The sequence below is a fragment of the Rhizobium sp. WSM409 genome (genome assembly GCF_057653825.1).
This window is the reverse complement of record NZ_CM172794.1, coordinates 3,600,640-3,618,568: the sequence shown is the minus strand read 5'-3', so window position 1 is coordinate 3,618,568 and position 17,929 is coordinate 3,600,640. Positions and strand designations below refer to the sequence as shown.

The 17,929-nt window shown below is 61.5% G+C and carries 17 protein-coding genes and 1 other RNA gene; 4 read left to right on the top strand and 14 right to left on the bottom strand.

Features of this window, described 5'->3' with window-relative positions:
* Positions 1–160: 160 nt before the first annotated feature.
* From rcdA to AC25BC_RS17935, 3 genes are all read right to left on the bottom strand, one after another.
* Positions 161–676 carry a protease adaptor protein RcdA gene (gene rcdA, locus AC25BC_RS17945; RefSeq protein WP_003542804.1) on the bottom strand — a complete coding sequence of 172 codons (516 nt, stop codon included), beginning with the start codon at positions 674–676 and terminating at the stop codon, positions 161–163.
* Between the two features lie 391 nt (positions 677–1,067).
* Positions 1,068–1,259 (bottom strand): DUF1192 domain-containing protein, encoded by a 192-nt coding sequence (locus tag AC25BC_RS17940; RefSeq protein ID WP_012758889.1) that lies wholly within the window; start codon positions 1,257–1,259, stop codon positions 1,068–1,070.
* A 41-nt stretch (positions 1,260–1,300) separates the two neighbouring features.
* A complete protein-coding gene (locus AC25BC_RS17935; protein ID WP_012758888.1) occupies positions 1,301–2,599 on the bottom strand; it encodes an MFS transporter in 1,299 nt (432 codons plus the stop codon).
* Positions 2,600–2,772: 173 nt separating this feature from the next.
* Between AC25BC_RS17935 and AC25BC_RS17930 the strand changes: the two genes are divergently transcribed.
* Positions 2,773–2,937, top strand: coding sequence for a hypothetical protein (locus AC25BC_RS17930; RefSeq protein WP_003542801.1), 165 nt, complete (start codon positions 2,773–2,775; stop codon positions 2,935–2,937).
* 46 nt (positions 2,938–2,983) lie between these two features.
* Here AC25BC_RS17930 and AC25BC_RS17925 read toward each other — a convergent pair whose 3' ends face one another.
* From AC25BC_RS17925 to tkt, 8 genes are all read right to left on the bottom strand, one after another.
* Entirely contained in the window at positions 2,984–3,907 is a 924-nt protein-coding gene (locus AC25BC_RS17925) for a PhzF family phenazine biosynthesis protein (RefSeq protein WP_012758887.1), read from the bottom strand.
* Between the two features lie 156 nt (positions 3,908–4,063).
* A complete protein-coding gene (locus tag AC25BC_RS17920) occupies positions 4,064–5,089 on the bottom strand; it encodes a class I fructose-bisphosphate aldolase (RefSeq protein WP_012758886.1) in 1,026 nt (341 codons plus the stop codon).
* Positions 5,090–5,314: 225 nt separating this feature from the next.
* Positions 5,315–6,517 carry a phosphoglycerate kinase gene (locus tag AC25BC_RS17915; protein ID WP_012758885.1) on the bottom strand — a complete coding sequence of 401 codons (1,203 nt, stop codon included), beginning with the start codon at positions 6,515–6,517 and terminating at the stop codon, positions 5,315–5,317.
* 70 nt (positions 6,518–6,587) lie between these two features.
* Positions 6,588–8,462, bottom strand: a complete 1,875-nt coding sequence (locus AC25BC_RS17910; RefSeq protein WP_012758884.1) for a potassium/proton antiporter — start codon at positions 8,460–8,462, stop codon at positions 6,588–6,590.
* A 493-nt stretch (positions 8,463–8,955) separates the two neighbouring features.
* Complete coding sequence (locus tag AC25BC_RS17905) at positions 8,956–9,135, bottom strand: hypothetical protein (RefSeq protein WP_012758883.1); 180 nt, start codon at positions 9,133–9,135, stop codon at positions 8,956–8,958.
* A 189-nt stretch (positions 9,136–9,324) separates the two neighbouring features.
* Positions 9,325–9,639 (bottom strand): hypothetical protein, encoded by a 315-nt coding sequence (locus tag AC25BC_RS17900; RefSeq protein ID WP_003552580.1) that lies wholly within the window; start codon positions 9,637–9,639, stop codon positions 9,325–9,327.
* A 249-nt stretch (positions 9,640–9,888) separates the two neighbouring features.
* Positions 9,889–10,899, bottom strand: coding sequence for a type I glyceraldehyde-3-phosphate dehydrogenase (gap, locus tag AC25BC_RS17895; protein WP_012758881.1), 1,011 nt, complete (start codon positions 10,897–10,899; stop codon positions 9,889–9,891).
* 81 nt (positions 10,900–10,980) lie between these two features.
* Entirely contained in the window at positions 10,981–12,954 is a 1,974-nt protein-coding gene (tkt, locus tag AC25BC_RS17890; protein WP_128438527.1) for a transketolase, read from the bottom strand.
* A gap of 322 nt (positions 12,955–13,276) precedes the next feature.
* Here tkt and AC25BC_RS17885 point away from each other — a divergent pair, with 322 nt between their 5' ends.
* From AC25BC_RS17885 to ssrS, 3 genes are all read left to right on the top strand, one after another.
* Positions 13,277–13,552 carry a DUF4164 domain-containing protein gene (locus AC25BC_RS17885; RefSeq protein WP_012758879.1) on the top strand — a complete coding sequence of 92 codons (276 nt, stop codon included), beginning with the start codon at positions 13,277–13,279 and terminating at the stop codon, positions 13,550–13,552.
* Positions 13,553–13,567: 15 nt separating this feature from the next.
* Positions 13,568–13,945, top strand: a complete 378-nt coding sequence (locus tag AC25BC_RS17880) for a cell division protein ZapA (protein ID WP_003542783.1) — start codon at positions 13,568–13,570, stop codon at positions 13,943–13,945.
* Between the two features lie 339 nt (positions 13,946–14,284).
* Positions 14,285–14,443: non-coding RNA, 6S RNA (gene ssrS, locus AC25BC_RS17875), on the top strand.
* 81 nt (positions 14,444–14,524) lie between these two features.
* Here the strand turns inward: ssrS and AC25BC_RS17870 are convergent.
* The 3 genes from AC25BC_RS17870 to AC25BC_RS17860 form a co-directional block, all read right to left on the bottom strand.
* Positions 14,525–16,012, bottom strand: coding sequence for an esterase-like activity of phytase family protein (locus AC25BC_RS17870; RefSeq protein WP_012758878.1), 1,488 nt, complete (start codon positions 16,010–16,012; stop codon positions 14,525–14,527).
* 245 nt (positions 16,013–16,257) lie between these two features.
* Positions 16,258–17,241 carry an NAD-dependent epimerase/dehydratase family protein gene (locus AC25BC_RS17865; protein WP_012758877.1) on the bottom strand — a complete coding sequence of 328 codons (984 nt, stop codon included), beginning with the start codon at positions 17,239–17,241 and terminating at the stop codon, positions 16,258–16,260.
* Between the two features lie 97 nt (positions 17,242–17,338).
* Positions 17,339–17,875, bottom strand: a complete 537-nt coding sequence (locus AC25BC_RS17860; protein WP_012758876.1) for a helix-turn-helix transcriptional regulator — start codon at positions 17,873–17,875, stop codon at positions 17,339–17,341.
* Between the last annotated feature and the right edge of the window lie 54 nt (positions 17,876–17,929).

The following is a 17,929-nucleotide window of genomic DNA, read 5'->3' as shown; positions in this document are numbered from 1 at the left end:
GCCCGGTTTTGCCGGGCTTTTTTGCGTTGGCAATGGCTTACAGTGCCGCGCGTCTTTTCGTACGCGCAAAGGACGTTTCAGCAATGCCGATGTTCAGCGGCAAACAAAAAACCGGCCGCGTAAGACGCAGCCGGTTCATATCGAATTCTTGCAGATCTGGTCAGTTGTTGCCGAAGGCGGTCTGCAGCAGGGACAGCTGGGCCTGGACGCTGTTCTGATTATCATGAACGATCACTGCTTCGGACGGGCGGTAGATCTCGCGGTCAAGCAGGGCAATGCGGTTCTGCAGACGCAACGAGCGTTCGACCAAGTCGCGGAAGGATTCCGGCAGATCACCCCAGCCGGGTGCGGCGCGGTCGACGTTAAAGCCGTCGAGGCGAACCTTGTTCTTTTCGGCCAGCACCTGGTCACGGGACATTTCGCCATTGTTGACGGCGCGCTGCAACAGCAGCCAGGAAGCCATCTGCATCAGGCGGGTGGTGAGACGCATCGATTCCGCGGCGTAGAGAACCGAGGCCATCCGCGGCAGAACCTTGGAGGCGGCGCGGCCCTGGCCGTCGAGATAGGCGGCAGTCTCTTCGACCAGCGACATGCCTTCCGCGTAAAGTGCCTTGAACTGCGAGGATGCAGCGGCGCGGCCTGCAAAACTGATCGTGTTCAATCCAACTTCCGACATCGCAATAGTCCCTGTTCGCACGCAGCTACATATATTCAGGTAACGCCGGCACCGACGGAAAAGTTTCCAGGCCCGGTCTTTATGACTTTAAGATGGTATCATTAGCCCAAATGCGCAAGCCGTTTCTTAAGAAAGGGTTAATCTCCACAGTTTCGTGGAAGTGCGCCGGCCATAGGAAAAAGAAGAGCCGCAAACGCGGCTCTCAAGGTAAAACAGGGAGAAAAATCAGACCAATTCACCGCTTGGAAAACTGTCTGAGATCCAGAGGAAATCCGGATAAATATAGTAATACCTTATAAAGCTTAATATTTTATTAACATTGTGCTGAATTAAGACTTGGGGCTAGCTGTTTTATCCGCCCATAGCCTTGTTTTTCGGAGTTTTTAGCGGATCACGAGCGGAAGAAGCTTTCCGCTGCCTGCCGCCCGGAGGCCTTGCGACCGGCCTCGGCCTCGAGGCGTGCGATCTCCGTCTTCAGCAATTCCACCCGCCCCTTCAATTCGTCGACCGAAAGCATGGAGAGATCCGCGCCGATCTCATGGGCGACTTTCTTCTGCGGCCGCTCGTCATCGATGAAGCTCATGGTTCGTCCTCCGTTCGCTGCGCACTTTTGCTGGAATTGTTCTAGCCGAACTTTACAGCAGGATCGCCGCTTTCGGGAGACTTTTCCGTTTCGGGAGGTTTGCCGGCGCCGCGATCGGCAAGCGACATGCTTTGCGGTGTCAGCATCTGCGAGGTGCCGGTCGGGATCGTCGTGTAGGCGTCGCGGTCGCTGGCCGGCACGGCGGCGCGGATGCGGCTCCTGATGATGGCGTAAACGGTGATCAGCACATGGGCGATGGCGGTGACGAGGAAAAGCGCATGCGGGGTGATCGCCGACATGACGGGACCGCTGAGCGTCGGGCCGATCATCGTGCCGATGCCGTAAAGCAGCAGCAAGCCGCCGGAGACCTTGACGAAATCCTCCGAGGCCGCGAAGTCGTTCGCGTGGGCGACGGCGATCGGATAGAGCGTATTCGCCACCGCGCCGTAGAGGACCACAAGCCCGATCAGCAAGGCGGGGGACGTCGGGTGGAGCAGAAAGATCAGCAAGCCGGCAAGGGCGGCGATGCCCGACATGGCGGCGAGCACGTAGCGCCGGTCGATGCGGTCGGAAAGCCGGCCGGCCGGCAGCTGCATCACCGCCCCGGCGAAGATGGTGGCGCTCATCATGACGGCGATGTTGGTGTCGGACAGGCCGGCGCCGGCGCCGAAGACGGCGCCGAGCGTGCCGTAGGCGCCGTTGGCGATGCCGACGAGCAGGATGCCGAGGCAGGAGACCGGCGAGTTGCGATAGAGCGCCGGCAGGTCGAGGCGCACCGCCTTCAGCGGCTGCGGCGAAGCAGCGGTCGACAGCGTCGTCGGCAGCATGGCGATGCAATAGAAGATGCCGCAGATCATGAACAGAACCGGCGTGCGCACATCCTCGAGCGGGATCATCATCTGGCCGCCGACGACGCCAAGTAGTGTGATGCCGATATAGAGCGAGAAGATCATGCCGCGGCTCTCGTTGCTGGCGCGCTCGTTCAGCCAGCTTTCGATGATCATCGACGTACCGGCAGTGGAGAAGCCGGTGACGGCGCGCAGGACCACCCACCAGACCGGATCGATGATGATACCGCTGACCAGCGCGATGATGGCGATGATCGAGATGAAGCCCGAAAAGGCACGCACATGGCCGACGCGGCGCACGATCTTCGGCGCAACCAGGCAACCGATGACGAAGCCCCCGGCCCATGAGGTGCCGAGCAGGCCGAGCGTCGTCGTTGCGTAGCCTTCGAGATTGCCGCGGACGGGGAGCAGGATGCCCTGCAGGCCGTTGCCCATGAAAAGGAAGAGCGTGCCAAAGAGCAACGCGGCGACGGACAGCAGATTTCTCTTCATTTCCCCAGACTCGGTCTTAGCGATTTGCAATGGACATAAGGCAAGACCTGCCTCAGCCCAGCCTCAAGATGATTGATTGTGCCCCGGAATATCTTTACGGCGTGTCGAGATCCTCTTGTTCGCGCGGAAAAATGTCCGTCCTGTGACATTCCGAAAAACGGAAAAAATAAAGCATGACAAAGCTGATAGCCTTGCTGCTCATCCTTGCCATGGCGATACAGGTGATCAAGCCGCTCGGGCTTCCCGGCCTCAGGCGGCGGATGGATTTCTGGAAGCTCGCGCTGATCGCTTTCGCGGTCTGGGCAGTGGCTCTGCTTTCGCGCGATTTCCTGATGTAATCCTTGGATTATATGTAACCCGGGGATTACGGCCGACCTGCGACCGTCAGTCCTGCAAACTGATTTCTCCGCGCATGACGGAAACGCAGCCTCCCGAGATGACCACATCGGTGACGATGCCGTCGGATTTCGCGACATCAAGAGTGATGACGCTGCGGCGGCCCATTTCGACGCCCTGTTCAATGGTGATGCGGGCGTTCATGTCGGCCTCCGGCGCAAGCGAGACGAGATAGGCGCCAAGCGCAGCTGACGCGCTGCCCGTTGCCGGATCTTCGGGCACGTTATCGAGTGGCGCGAACATGCGGGCGCGAATACTCCATGGATTTTCGGCTGTCCTCACGTAGACGAAGAGCGAGAAGTCGTGGCCGCTGGTCGTCTGGCGGCCGGCAGCTGCCTGAAACCCGGCAAGGTTGGGGCGGGCGGCGGCCAGCGCTCCAAGCCCGTTCAACTCGGCGACGGCGAAGTTCAGCCCGACCGAGACAAAGACCGGTGCATGGGTGGTGTTGACGATGGCGCCGGGGTCGAGCGAGACACAGCCGGCGACGGTTTCCGCGGCTATGGTGTCGCCGATCGTCAGCGGCTGCGGCGCGCGGATGGCGGCAGCAGCAACCCTTCCGCCCTCGCGTTTCAGGCTGACTTCGACGATGCCGGCCTTTTCCTCGAAACGCAGCGTATCGCCGACTGGCTTGCCGAAGATCTCCGCCTGTTGGCCGATCACATAGGCTGTGCCGACATTCGGATGGCCGGCAAAGGGTATTTCCATCGTCGGGGTGAAGATGCGCACGCGGGCGGAATTTTGCGGGTCTTCCGGCGGCAGGACGAAGGTGACTTCGGAATAATTGAACTCGGTGGCGATCTTTTGCATCGCCGCGTCGCTCAGACCGCGCGCATCGGAAATGACGGCAAGCGGATTGCCCTCGAAGCGGGTGGAGGTGAAGACATCGACGGTGACGTAGGAGAGGGTGTTCATGGCGGCTCCTGTTGTGACAGGGCGCTATGAGTAGTCACGGTTTTCGAGGGAACGAAGCGGTTTCTTGTCGCCGTGACAATCGGAGGAAAAGAAACGGCGGAGAGGGCAGGAAGCTGCGTTCGCCGCTCCCTGCCCAACGTTCAAGGCTCCAAAAACTCAGGCGGCCTTTTCCAGGTCCTTCTTCCAGTTGCCCTTGGCGGCGAGGCTGTTCATCTCGGCGCGGTGGGTGAATTCGCGCTGGCCGGCAGCGACGTTTTCCTGCTTGCCGTTCCAGGCCTTGAGCGCGCTGTCCTGCAGGGCGCGGCCGTAGGAGAAGGTGACGAACCAGGGCAGGTCGCCGCTGGCATTGATCGCCGAAAGATGGGCTGTCGCTTCTTCGGTCGTCTGGCCGCCGGATAGGAAGGCGATGCCCGGAACAGCGGGCGGAACGGTCGCCTTCAGCACCTTGACGGTGCGCTCGGCAACTTCCGCGACCGAGGCCTTGCGGGCGTTCTTGCCGTCGATCACCATGTTCGGCTTCAGGATCATGCCTTCGAGGTTGACGCGGGCATCGGCCAGTTCTTCGAAGACGATGCGCAGCGTGGATTCGGTCACTTCGGCGCAGCGGTCGATATTGTGGTCGCCCGGTTTGCCGTCCATCAGGCATTCCGGCTCGACGATCGGAACGATCCCGGCCTCTTGGCAAAGTGCGGCATAACGAGCAAGCGCCTGAGCGTTGGCGCGGACGGAGCCGCGGGTCGGCAAGGTTGACGAGATGGCGATGACGCCGCGCCACTTGGCGAAGCGGGCGCCGGCTTCATAATATCTGGCAAGGCGCTCGCCGAGACCGTCGAGGCCCTCAGTGATGGTTTCAGCCGGATATTTGGCCATCGGCTTGGCGCCGGTATCGACCTTGATGCCGGGAATGGCGCCGGCGGCGCGGATGATATCGACGAAGGGCGTACCGTCCGCCGCCTTCTGGAACAGCGTCTCCTCGAAGAGGATGACGCCGGAGATATATTTCTTCATCGCCTCGTCGGAGCGGAAGAGCATTTCGCGATAGTCGCGCCGGCTGGTTTCGGTCGATTCGAGATTGATCGCGTCGAAACGCTTCTTGATGGTGGAGGTCGATTCATCGGCGGCGAGCAGCCCCCGGCCGCCCGTAACCATCTGCACTGCAATGTCTTCCAGTCGTTCGCTCATTTCGTTCTCTCCACAACAATAAATATCGGCACTTCAGGAATATAGAACGCGGATAACAGAAGTTTATAGGGAGGAAAATGGAAGGCTAAGTCATTGAAACGATTGAATTCAATTCAATCGTTTGAAAGTTGGGATTTTTTTCGTCCTCTGAGCAAAAGACCGCGGAAGCTGTTTTTTCTTCCACGGTCTATCCACATGTAAAATCTGCGAAATCAATCTTGGCAACTATCTAGCAGCGTTGAGGACGGCGACACCGGGAAGCTCTTTGCCTTCCATCCATTCGAGGAAGGCGCCGCCGGCGGTCGAGACGTAGGTGAAATCGTCGGCAACGCCGGCATGGTTGAGCGCCGAGACGGTGTCGCCACCGCCGGCAACGGAGGTGAGCTTGCCGGCTACCGTGCGCCCAGCGGCGTATTTCGCAGCAGCGACCGTTGCGGCATCGAAGGGTTCGATCTCGAAGGCGCCGAGCGGGCCGTTCCAGACCAGGGTTGCGGCACGCTCGATCCAGGCGTTGATGGCCTCGATGGATTTCGGGCCGACATCGAGCACCATGGCATCGGCGGGAATGGCGTTGATATCGACAGTCTCGTTGGCGGCGCCCGCCTTGAACTCGCGGGCAATCACGCCATCCTCGGGCAGGATGATGGCGCAGCCGGCGGTGGCGGCCTCGATCATGATCTGCTTGGCGGTTTCGGCGAGATCATGTTCGCAGAGCGACTTGCCGACATTGGTGCCGCGGGCGGCGATGAAGGTATTGGCCATGCCACCACCGATAACGAGCGCATCGACCTTCTTCACGAGGTTCATCAACAGGTCGATCTTGGTGGAGACCTTGGCGCCGCCGACGATCGCAACAACAGGGCGAGCCGGTTCGCCGAGGCCCTTTTCCAGCGCCTCCAGCTCGGCCTGCATGGTGCGGCCGGCATAGGCCGGCAGGTGGTGGGCAAGGCCTTCGGTCGAGGCATGGGCGCGGTGGGCGGCCGAAAAGGCGTCGTTGACGTAGATATCGCCGTTGGCGGCAAGCGTCTTGGTGAAGTTGGAGTCGTTGTTTTCCTCGCCCTTGTGGAAGCGGGTGTTTTCCAAAAGCAGAATATCGCCGTCATTCATCGCGGCAACGGCGGAGGCGGCGGCTTCGCCGATGCAGTCGGAGGCCGTCAGCACGGCATGATCAAGCACTTCCTCGACGGAAGGGGCGATCAGCGACAGCGACAGATCCGGCGACGGGCCATCCTTCGGCCGGCCGAAATGGGCCAACAGGATCACCTTGGCACCCTTTTCGGACAATTCGAGGATGGTCGGCGCCACACGTTCGATGCGCGTCACATCGGTGACCTTGCCGTCTTTCACCGGGACGTTGAGGTCGACGCGGACGAGAACGCGCTTGCCGCGGATGTCGGAGAGATCGTCGAGGGTCTTGAAAGAAGGCATGGGGAGGATCCTGTCGTGGTTGGCGAAAGTTGCGCCGAACATAGCAAGGATCATTCGAGACGCAAGGCGTTCAGCGGCCGTTTTCGCGTGTGCCTTCGTCGCGTCCGGCCGGTGGTTTCGGGGGGCTTTCGGAGGCTGCGGTTTCCCGGTTCCGGCGTCCATTCAGCCGGTCGCGGATGCGCTGGGTAATGTCCTTGAGATTGAGGAAGATCGGCAGCGTAATTGCCGGTTCGACTGCTTCGAGCGACATGCCGACGGAGGTGATGTGATCGTGCTCGTCGAGATCGCGGACGATGAGGATGATCGAGCCGAGGCGGACGCGGTCGGCATAGTCGGCCTTGCCGCCGAGGCGCTGCCGCATCAATTCGGCGATCGTCAGGCCCCTTTCGGATTCGTTGAGCAGGCCGGGGCCATAGGCAGCATCGAGATCGGCGGCGGGGCGGGCGGGGGAGAGCGCGAAGGCCCCGAAGAATTCGGCATCGTCGTCATCGACAGGCGCCCGGCTGGCGAAGAGCCGGTCAAGCAGGCGGGAATAGCTCGGCACGATGAAGAGATAGACGAGATCGTGCTCGCGCAGCCGCCCGGCATATTGGTAGCGCATGGACTTGCCGTCGCGGATGACGAGCGACGGGGTCGCCCAGCGCGGAATGCGCTCGCCGCGCAGTACCGGGCTATCCTTGATGACGCGGTAGGAGAGCAGTTCGTGGTTGGCCGCGCCCGGCAGGTCGACCTCGACCTTGTCGACGGCGCCGATGCGCGGCGGAATGATGAGGCCGAGCTTCTTGGCGACGGGCTTGATTGTCCAGCCCTGGAGGAGCAGCGAGACCAGCACGATGATGAAGGCGGTATTGAAATAGATCTGGCCGTTCTCAAGCCCGCCGAGGATCGGCATGATGGCAAGCAGGATGGAGACGGCGCCGCGCAGGCCGACCCAGGCAACGAAGCCGATTTCCTGCTGCGTGTAATCGAAGGGAAGCAGCGACAGCCAGATCGCCAACGGCCGGGCGACGAAGATCAGGAAGAGGGCGAGCAGGATGGCCGGCACGATGATGACAGGAAATTGCGATGGCGTGGCGAGCAGGCCGAGCACCAGGAACATGATGATCTGCGCCAGCCAGGTCATGCCGTCCTGGAAGCGCTTGATGGTGCCGATCGCCTGCATCTTGCGGTTTCCGGCGTAGATGCCGGCGACATAGACGGCGAGGAAGCCGCTGCCGCCAACCGCGCCGGTGAAGGAAAAGACGAGAAGAGCGAGCGCCAGCACAAAGATCGGTGTCAGGCCGCGATCGGTATCGAGCCTGCTGACGATCAGCACGATCATCATGCCGCCGAGCAGGCCGAGAATGACGCCGAGGCCCATCTGCTGCACGAACATGGCGAGCATGCCGATATTGATGCCGGCATAACGCTCGCCGCTCGCCAGCACCTCGACGAGGGCGATGGTGAGGAAGATCGCCATCGGGTCGTTGGTGCCGGATTCGACCTCCAGCGTCGAGCGCACCTTGTCGCGGATGTTGATGCCGCCGATGCGCAGCAGGAAGAAGACGGCGGCGGCATCGGTCGATGCGACGATCGAGCCGAGCAACAGGCCTTCCAGCCAGGTGAAATTCAAAAGCCACATGGCGGCGAAGGCAAAGAGCGAGGCGGTGATCAGCACGCCGACCGAGGCGAGCGCCAGAGAGGGCACGGCCGCGAGCCGAAAGGCCTGCATCGGCGTGCCGAAGCCGGAATCGAAGAGGATCACGGCCAGCGCAATGGAGCCGAGAATATAGGCGAGATAATTATTGCTGAACTCGATGCCGAGACCATCGACGCCGGCAGCAAGGCCGATCATCAGGAAGAGCAGCAGCAGGGGGGCGCCGAAGCGGAAGGCGAGCAGGCTCGAAAAAGCGGCAAGAAGCACGAGCGCCGTCGAAACCAGCACCACGATATAGAACGCTTCCATGCCCACCCCTTTCAATCGACTGCTTCGCGAACACAGCCACCCCCGGCCGATCCGCCTTTATTCAACCCCTCCATCAGGCGCTGCGATCCGTCAGTAAACGGCAAAACGTCAGAGAAGGGTAGGCCTTGCGGCTTAACCTCGTCGCGATGCTGCTTCATGCTGCTGAACGGCTGCCGGACGGCCAACCGACACGGAATGCTACGGGAGAAATTCTCTATAAAGAATGTATAGGAAAATCAGGCGAGAGCAGGGCAAAAGAGACAGGCACGGATTTTTCCTGCCCGTATCTGCGAATGGCAACAGAATAAGACACCCTCCTCCCTTCATGCGGCCCGTTTGCCTTGTCCAATGACGGGAAGAATGGATTGCAGGCGCCTATGCGAAGAGCGTGGAAATGAACGCTGAGATTTTTCGATATCGGGTGGAAATGCCGGCCGCCTAGCGAGAGCAGCCGGCTGTAGTTTTGTGCCAGAAGCGGCCGGCCCTTGCTCTGCTATCCCAACACTGCCTGAAATATGACGATGGCGAGAAACGAGAGGCCAATGAGGGCGGCGACCCAGATGACCAGACGATTGGCCTTCGCCAACACGGCAGGTCTGACGTCCCGCTTGGGGTGAAACCGTTGCCGCCGTTTGAGGGTGGTGTGGGACAAGCGTTTTTGTGCCTCTGCCATTTATCACCTCCACTTGGCTCACTTTGGCCATTGTGCAGCGCTGCGTATTTGCTCAATCTAGCACGCTTGGCCAGCGGATTACCAATCCGTGCAGAGACGCCGATCGAATTCGAACCCCGAGGCAGCCTCAACTGCACCGCCATCCTGTCCTGAGAACGGCGCCATATCGAACCCGGTGCGGATCGTTAGTCAGTCTTCTGTGTCCTCGCCCTCGTCGGTCAGATCCGCGACCGGGACCAGGAAAACGACGAACTCGTCCTCGATGGTCCGTTCGGGATCGTCGTCGAATTCATAGGCATGCTCGACTTCGCTTGCTTCCTCGGTGGTCGCCTTGCGCAGGCTCAGGGCCGCTTTGCGGTCCCAGAGAGGCTTGCCTTCGGATTCCAGGACGGTCAGATCGTCGCGAAAGTCTTCCGCCTCGAAGAAATGCGTCGCTTCCTCGTGATTTTCCGAGCGGAAACTGGCAACGGCGCGGCCGGCGATTTCAACAGTAAAGTAATCCATCCATCTCTCTCATTTTCATGCGGGCGTCAGTGCTGCCGCACGGTATTGGCGTGGCCGCGCCTGGCCGGTGGCCAATGCGCGAGGAAACTGGGCATTTCGAATGTCCAGGGTGACGTATTCTAGCAGATCTCATCCGGGCAATGGACGAAAAGATGCCAGAGTGGGGAAAGCTGGTTTCGTTCGGAAGGCACGGCAACAAAAAGCGGCCCGGTTTCCCGGGCCGCTAGCATGTCGATGCCTCAAGAGCGCTCAGATGAGCTTGGCGAAAGCGACTGCCGTGTCGGACATGCGGCTGGAGAAGCCCCACTCGTTGTCGTACCAGGACAGGACGCGCACGAAGTTGCCTTCCATGACCTTGGTCTGATCGGTCGCGAGGATCGAGGAGTGGCTGTCGTGGTTGAAGTCACGGGAGACGAGCGGCTCGTCGGTGTAGCCGAGGATGCCCTTCAGCTTGCCGTTGGCAGCAGCCATGATGGCTTCGTTGATTTCACCAACGCTGGTCGCCTTCTTGGCGACGAACTTGAAGTCGACGACGGAAACGTTCGGAGTCGGAACGCGGATCGAGGTGCCGTCGAGTTTACCCTTCAGATGCGGCAGAACGAGGCCGACTGCCTTGGCTGCACCCGTCGAGGTCGGGATCATGGAAAGGGCGGCCGCGCGGGCGCGATACAAGTCCTTGTGCATCGTGTCGAGCGTCGGCTGGTCGCCGGTGTAGGAGTGGATGGTCGTCATGAAGCCGTGGTCAATGCCGACGGCGTCGTCGAGAACCTTCACAACCGGCACCAGGCAGTTGGTGGTGCAGGACGCGTTGGAGATGACCAAGTGCTCCTTGGTGAGCTGATCATGGTTGACGCCGAAGACGACCGTCAGGTCAGCGCCGTCGGCGGGCGCCGAGACGATGACGCGCTTGGCGCCGGCCGTCAGGTGAGCGGCAGCCTTGTCGCGGGCGGTGAAGATGCCGGTGCATTCCATCGCGATGTCGACGCCGAGTTCGCGGTGCGGGAGGGTGGCCGGATCCTTGATCGCCGTGACCTTGATCGGCTTGCCGTTGCCGACGATGATCGAGTCACCCTCGACCTTCACCGTTGCCGGGAACCGGCCGTGGATCGAGTCATAGCGCAGCAGGTGGGCGTTGGTTTCAACCGGGCCGAGATCGTTGATGGCGACGACTTCGATGTCGGTGCGGCCGGATTCGACGATGGCGCGAAGGACGTTGCGGCCGATGCGGCCGAAACCGTTGATGGCAACCTTGACTGTCATGTTCATTCACTCCCGATAGAGTAGGGCCCGATAGTGAGGGCCTGGAATTGAGGAGATGGAGAGCGCCTCATGGCGCCCTCATTAAAGCTTTGCTTCCGCGGCTGCAACGACGGCGTCGGCGGTGATGCCGAAATGCTTATAAACTTCCTTGACCGGGCCGGAAGCGCCGAAGCTCTTCATGCCGATGAAGGTGCCTTCCGGTCCGATGAACGCATCCCAGCCTTCGCGAACGGCGGCTTCGACGGCGATCTTGACTGGCGAGTTGCCGAGGATTTCCTTGCGATAGGCTTCCGGCTGCTCGAAGAACAGTTCGGTGCAGGGAACCGATACGACGCGGACGGTGACGCCCTTGGCTTCGAGTGCCGTACGGGCTGCAACGGCGATTTCGACTTCGGAGCCGGAGGCGAAGATCGTCACCTTGGCGTCGGCATTGCCGGCGAGCACATAGGCACCCTGTTCGCACAGGTTCTTTTCGCTGTATTCGGTACGGGCTGCGAGCAGGTTCTGGCGCGTCAGAGCAAGGCCCGAAGGACGGTTGTGCGTCTTGATGGCGATCTGCCAGCATTCCGCCGTTTCCGTGGCGTCGGCCGGACGGAAGACCATCAGGTTCGGGATGGCGCGCAGGCCGGCGAGCTGTTCGACCGGCTGGTGCGTCGGGCCATCTTCGCCGACGCCGATCGAGTCATGCGTCAGGACGTGAATGACGCGGATGCCCATCAGCGAGGCGAGACGGATCGGCGGGCGGCAATAATCCGAGAAGATCAGGAAGCCGCCGCTGTAGGGGATGAGGCCGCCATGCAGCGCAATGCCGTTCATGGCAGACGCCATGCCATGCTCGCGAATGCCCCAATGCATGTAACGACCGGCGAAATCCGTCGGGGTGATCGAATGCATCTGGCTGGTCTTGGTGTTGTTCGACGGCGTCAGGTCGGCGGAGCCCCCGAGCGTTTCCGGTAGGAAGCCGTTGATGACCTCGAGCGCGTCTTCCGAGGCCTTGCGGGTCGCAACCGTCGGCTTGGTCTCGGCGAGCTTCTTCTTATATGCGCTGATCGCGGCGTCGAAGCCTTCCGGCAGCCCGCCTGCCATGCGGCGGGTGAACTCGGCCCTGGCCGGAGCCTTGGCGAGGCCGTCTTCCCAGCTCTTGACGAGGTCGACGGAGCGGGCGCCGGCAGCACGCCAGCTATCAAGCACGTCCGACGGGATGACGAAGGCTTCGGCTTCCCAGTTCAGCGCCTTGCGGGTGGCTGCGATTTCTTCGGCGCCGAGCGGGTTGCCGTGGACCTTGTGGGTGCCCTGCTTGTTCGGGGCGCCGAAGCCGATGATCGTCTTGCAGGCGATGAAGGTCGGGCGGTCGGACTTGTGAGCAGCTTCGATCGCGTCGGCGATCGCGGCCTGATCGTGACCGTCGATCTCGATCGTGTTCCAGTGTACGGCCTTGAAGCGGGCGATCTGATCGGTGGAATCCGACAGCGACACGGCGCCGTCGATGGTGATCGAGTTGTTGTCCCAAAACAGAACGAGCTTGTTGAGCTTCAGGTGGCCGGCGAGCGCGACGGCTTCGTGGCTGATGCCCTCCATCAGGCAGCCGTCGCCGCAGATAGCATAGGTATAGTGATCCTGGAGATCGGAGCCGAACTCCTCGCGCAGCTTGCGTTCGGCAATCGCCATGCCGACGGAATTGGCAATGCCCTGGCCGAGCGGACCGGTCGTCGTTTCGATGCCGGTGGCATGACCGTATTCCGGGTGGCCGGCGGTCTTCGAACCGAGCTGGCGGAACTGCTTCAGATCTTCGATCGTCATGTCAGGATAGCCGGTCAGATACAGCACCGAATAGAGCAGCATCGAGCCATGGCCGGCCGACAGCACGAAGCGATCGCGGTTCGGCCAGTGCGGCTTCTTCGGATCGAACTTCAGATATTTGGTGAACAGGACCGTTGCCACGTCGGCCATGCCCATCGGCATGCCCGGGTGGCCGGAGTTCGCCTTTTCAACGGCGTCCATGGCAAGAAAACGGATCGCATTCGCCATCCGGTCGTGTTGTTCGGGAGAGGTCATGGCTTTTCCGCAAGTTCCGGGTGTCGGGGGATGGCCTCGAGCCTCCAAGACCATCGAGTGAAAGCGGCAGAGACATAGCAGTTGGGACGGGCAAGTCAATAAATGGCAGGTCAAATCCGGGCGGGAAGCGGCGATTTTTGACATTTGATCACGCGATTGTACAAATGACGAAATCGATGTGTAAAACGCTCATCCACAGGATAGGCCGGTGGGCAAGTGACAGGATTTATTGACGGGCCGTTAGCGAGCTGCATATCCTTTTGAAATCGCAGGATCGGCGCGGCGTGCCGATTCGCGGATCCTGCGCGGGAATCGGAAAGACATGATGCCCACAGGCAAAACCATGGAAGCAGCGCTCAACGAATTGAGACAGGCGATATCGAGCCTCGAAAACGCCGTCGACATGCGCGTCGAACGGCAGCGCGAGCAGGGCGAGATCGAGGGCGAGGTGCGGCGTGTGCACGCCGACCGCTCGCGCCTGGCGCAGGAGCTCGACCAGGCCGAATTCCGCGCCAACCGGCTGGAAGAGGTTAATCGCGAGGTATCGCGGCGGCTGGTGACGGCCATGGAAACGATCCGCGCAGTTCTGGATCGCTGATAGGAAGAGTTTGGCATGGCGCAGGTGACGGTAACGATCGACGGCAAGGCCTATCGCATGGCCTGCGAGGAAGGGCAGGAGGATCACCTGACCGATCTCGCCACCCGTTTCGACCGCTATGTCGGCCATCTCAAGGATCAGTTCGGCGAAATCGGCGATCTGAGGATCACCGTCATGGCCGGCATCATGATCACGGACGAGATTGCCGAGTTGACGCGCCGCGTCGCCGGATTGGAGTCCGAGCTCGAGACGCTGCGCGGCAATCGCGATACGGTGCTTGCAGCCACCGCCCGGACCGAGGAAAATCTTGCCGCAGCGCTGAGCGAAGTGTCGAGCCGCATCCGCGGCATCACCGACAAGCTGAATGGCCGGTCCGCCCCCGAACTCAATTGATCCTAGAGCCTTTCCTGGTCAGATTGAAGCATTCTGTTGGCTCAAACGGAGTCGGATGGTCGACCGGCCGGCGCGTGTCGTAGCCCGGCTCTACGGCCAAGCCGGCCGGTCGATCAGCCGGCCCGTTTCAGCCAACCCGAAGGGCCGGGCATCTTTCCGCCAGGCCAAAGGCGATCGGCTCGGACGTACCAAGAGGTATGCCCTTCGCCAATCGCCTCTGCCCTGACGAAAACCTGCTCCGGCAGAATGCTTCAATCTGACCAGGAAAGGCTCTAATTAAATAGGGGCGGCCTTCCGTCGCCACTGGCGCGGCAGCGCAAACAACCTTATATATCGCCATGCGGTCTGCGCCTCTCGACAGGAACCACAATCCCTGGGGCCATACTCGATCCAAAGGGAGCTGTCCCTGGCCAGGCCCGTGGGCCTGGACACACGGCGCCCACCTACGTTTGTAGGCACCCAGGATCGTAAACATCCATCGGTGGTCGTGGATCGCACCCTTTCCTTCCATTTTCAGCGAAGACGCCGGATATGGCGGGCGAACGCGGGTTGCCCGTTCGCCCTTCTTCAGCGCGTCCGTTACTTCTTCAGACCTGGAAGGGTGACCTGGAAGACCTGGAACATTGTGTCGACGTCGGCACCGCCGTCGGCCTTGTAGGCGGCACCCACCTGGAAACCATCCTGCGTCAAAAAGTCGTTGTCATTGGCGACGAACAGGAAGTAGTCGTCCGGCAGGTTCGGGTTGAGAACGCTCGCCAGACCCATGGCTTCCCATTTTTCCGACAGATTGTTCTTGTCGTTCGGCGCGCCGTTGTGCAGGCCGAAGCGGGCGAGGTCGACCTTGTCGTTGAGGTCGATGAAGGGTATCAGCGTCGCCGGCGTCAGCGAGGGATCGATGACGCCCTTCGGCGCGATCGGCTTGCCGTCATCGAAATTGCTGCCGGCAATGTCGGTCGCGGCGGAAACGTCGACGATGTCGACCTTGCGGTAGAGCGAGGTGTCGCCCTTCAGGCCCTGGCCGTTGCCGCTGTCACGGGCGAGCATCAGGAAGGTCTTGTCGGACAGGGCGACGATTTCGCTCTCGGCGGCGATCATCGTCTTGTCCTTGGCGTCCTTGAAGACCGGCAGCGGCACGACATATTCGTGCATCAGTTTCAGGTGATCGGGATCGGCGGCGTCATAGATCAGCGCGCGGGTATTCTGCCGGGTCGAGCCGGAATCGCCGCCGTCCTGGCGGGCAGCCGATTGCAGCACAGCGATGATGAACTTACCATCAGGCGTCATCGCCATGCCTTCGAGACCCTGGTTGTTCTGGCGGCCGGTCTCCGGATCTTTCGGGTCCGGAGCGGAGGCGCCGGGGCCGGGATTGTTGGAGGCAAAGCTCAACGCGCCCTTGCGCATCGGCAAAAGCGCCTTCGGCGGCTGGGTGGCGGAGAGCAGGTGGCCGTCAGCGGAGAAGTGATAGATATAAGGACCATATTCGTCGCTGACGAACATGCTGCCGTCGGCCATGCGGATGATGGCTTCATTGTCGAGCGCGATCTTGCCGTTCGTCGCCTGCGGCAGCGGCGGAAAATCACCGGCAGCGGGGCGGACGCCGGATTCCGGGTCGAGACCGGTCATGTCGCCGCCCCTGTCGTCGACGAAGAGTGTGGAATCGACGAGCCTTGCGTCGACGCCCGACTGTTCCTTGCCAACCTCGGGTGCCGCACCCGGAGCGGTCGGCGTCAGGCCGATCGAGATGGTGTTCAGACGTGGCCGGTAATCAACGGTGCCGACGGCGTTGTAACCGCGGTCGGGCAACAGGTAGAGCGTGCCCTTGTAGCCGGCGCCGTCGCGGCTCCAGGCGGCGGGATCGATCGCCATGCCCGAGCCGGAACCGAAGGTCTCGCCGAATTTGTCACGCTGGTTGGCCGGAATGCGGCCGATGCCCACCAGGCCCTTGTTGACGAAGGTGAGGCCGCCGACGGTGGCGGAATTCTCGGCCATTGCGACGACTGGCACGGCGGCGGATGCCGCGAGAACCGCGGCGAAAAGCCGCGCTGTGTAAGGTCTGACATTCTTCATGGAAATACCCTCTCGGTCAAAAGCGCTCTCGAAACGGCTTCCGCCCGCAGGCTGGACACCGCTTCAAATGACACCCCGGCCTGGATTCGATTTCCCGATGGCGCAACACGCCCTGGATTTCGTCGCCCATATCCCCGGCAGACGGTCTATGACGGGATCGTGATATCTGGATGACACTTCTCAGCGAAAGCGTCATGCTGGAGAGGAAGTCGGGCTTTCGCGTGTCCGCATTGCAGCTCGCTGCTCTATCCGACCGGGTAAGGCCCTTCGGCGAAGACCTCATCGTGGTAGCCCTTGGAGCCGACATTCAGCGCCAAAGGGCTTCGCCACTCCCTGTTGTCGCGCAGGCAATCGAGCACGAAACGGAAATCATATCGCGGCTGCCAGCCGAGTTCCCGCCTTGCGCGTTCGTTGACATAGACACGGTCGAGCGAAGGAAACATCTTCCAGCCGCGTGATGCGTAAAGGGCGCCTGCACCCTGGAACAGTCGTTCGACGACGTGAGGCGCGTCGCGCCGGATCGCGGCGAGATCATTTGCCGAAAACGGCGTCGTGGCGGAGATGATGTAGCGGCCAAAGCCGATCGCCGGCGCCTTTTCGAGCGCCAGCAGATGGGCGCCGACCACGTCGCTGATATCGACGCGGCGGTGAAGAAGCTCATTGGCCTGGGCGTTCTCTGCCAAATAGCCGTTGCGAATGTCAGGATCGTCGTCATTTTCGGGAAAGAAACGCGAAGTCCTGAGAATGGCGACCGGCAGGCCGGATTTGCGGGCGAAGAGTTCGCACAGACCTTCGGCGGCGAGTTTCGTCACGCCGTAGATGTTTTTCGCGACGGGAAGCACGTCCTCGGTCACCCATGCCGCCGGTTCGCCGGCAGCCGGCGTCAATGCCGCACCGAAGGTGCTGGTGGTGCTGGTGAAGACGAAGCTTGCGACGCCTGCGGTGGTCGCCTCTTCGAGCAGGTGCAGAGTGCCGGCGATATTGGTGTCGAGGAAATCATAATTGCCGTGGGTCGCCACATGCGGTTTGTGCAGCGTCGCGGCATGGATGACGTGGCTGATGCCCGACATCACCTGGCGGACGAAGGCGCGATCACTGATCGAGCCGACCATGTCGGTAAAAGCCGAGGGCTTGATATCGATGCCGCGCACCCAGCGGCTTTCCGCCCTCAAGGTCTGCATCAGCGCCTCGCCGAGATGGCCGGCACTTCCCGTCACCAGTATCGTCATCACATCGTCTCCTGACCGTTCGGCGGCGGACGCTATAAAGACTAAGGTTTTCAGGCAACGCATAAATTATGCATGGGCGTGCAGGAAAGCTTGAGGCTCAGCCGATGGTCGTGACGAGGCGGCCGGCGCTGCCATCGGAAAGCATGATCCTTTCCCAGGTCATGCGGCCGGCGGCGATCGGCAGCAGCGCATTGCCGTTGGCGCCGGTATCAAGCGTCAGCGACGAGAGCCTGCCCGCATGCCAGCCGCGCTCCTCCAGCGACTGCTCGGCGGCGGCGATCTCGGCGGAGGCGTAGGAGAATAGAGAGCGGCCGAGAAAGGCGCCGAGCGGCGCCCGCCACTCCGCGTGCCGCGGGCGAGAGGTGGCGAGCAGCCGGTGGGTGCGGTCGCAGATCAGATGCACCGGCCGGACGGAATCCTCGACCAGCCGCTTCAGCGCCGCATCGACTGCTGCATGTGGCGGCGAGGCGAAAATCCGTTCCAGCTTGATAGCCTGTTCGGGCGAAAGGGCGAGCTTATCGCGCTCCCAGCGTGAGATCGTCGCCTGGTTGACGCCGAGGAGTTCGGCGAGATGTTCCTGCTTCATGCTCCGCAGCAGCCGCATGCGGCGTATGCCGGCTCCGGATATCGTCATCCGTCTGATCCCGTGTCGTTTTTTGCAGCATAGGGCTTCGGCGGGGCGGGCGGC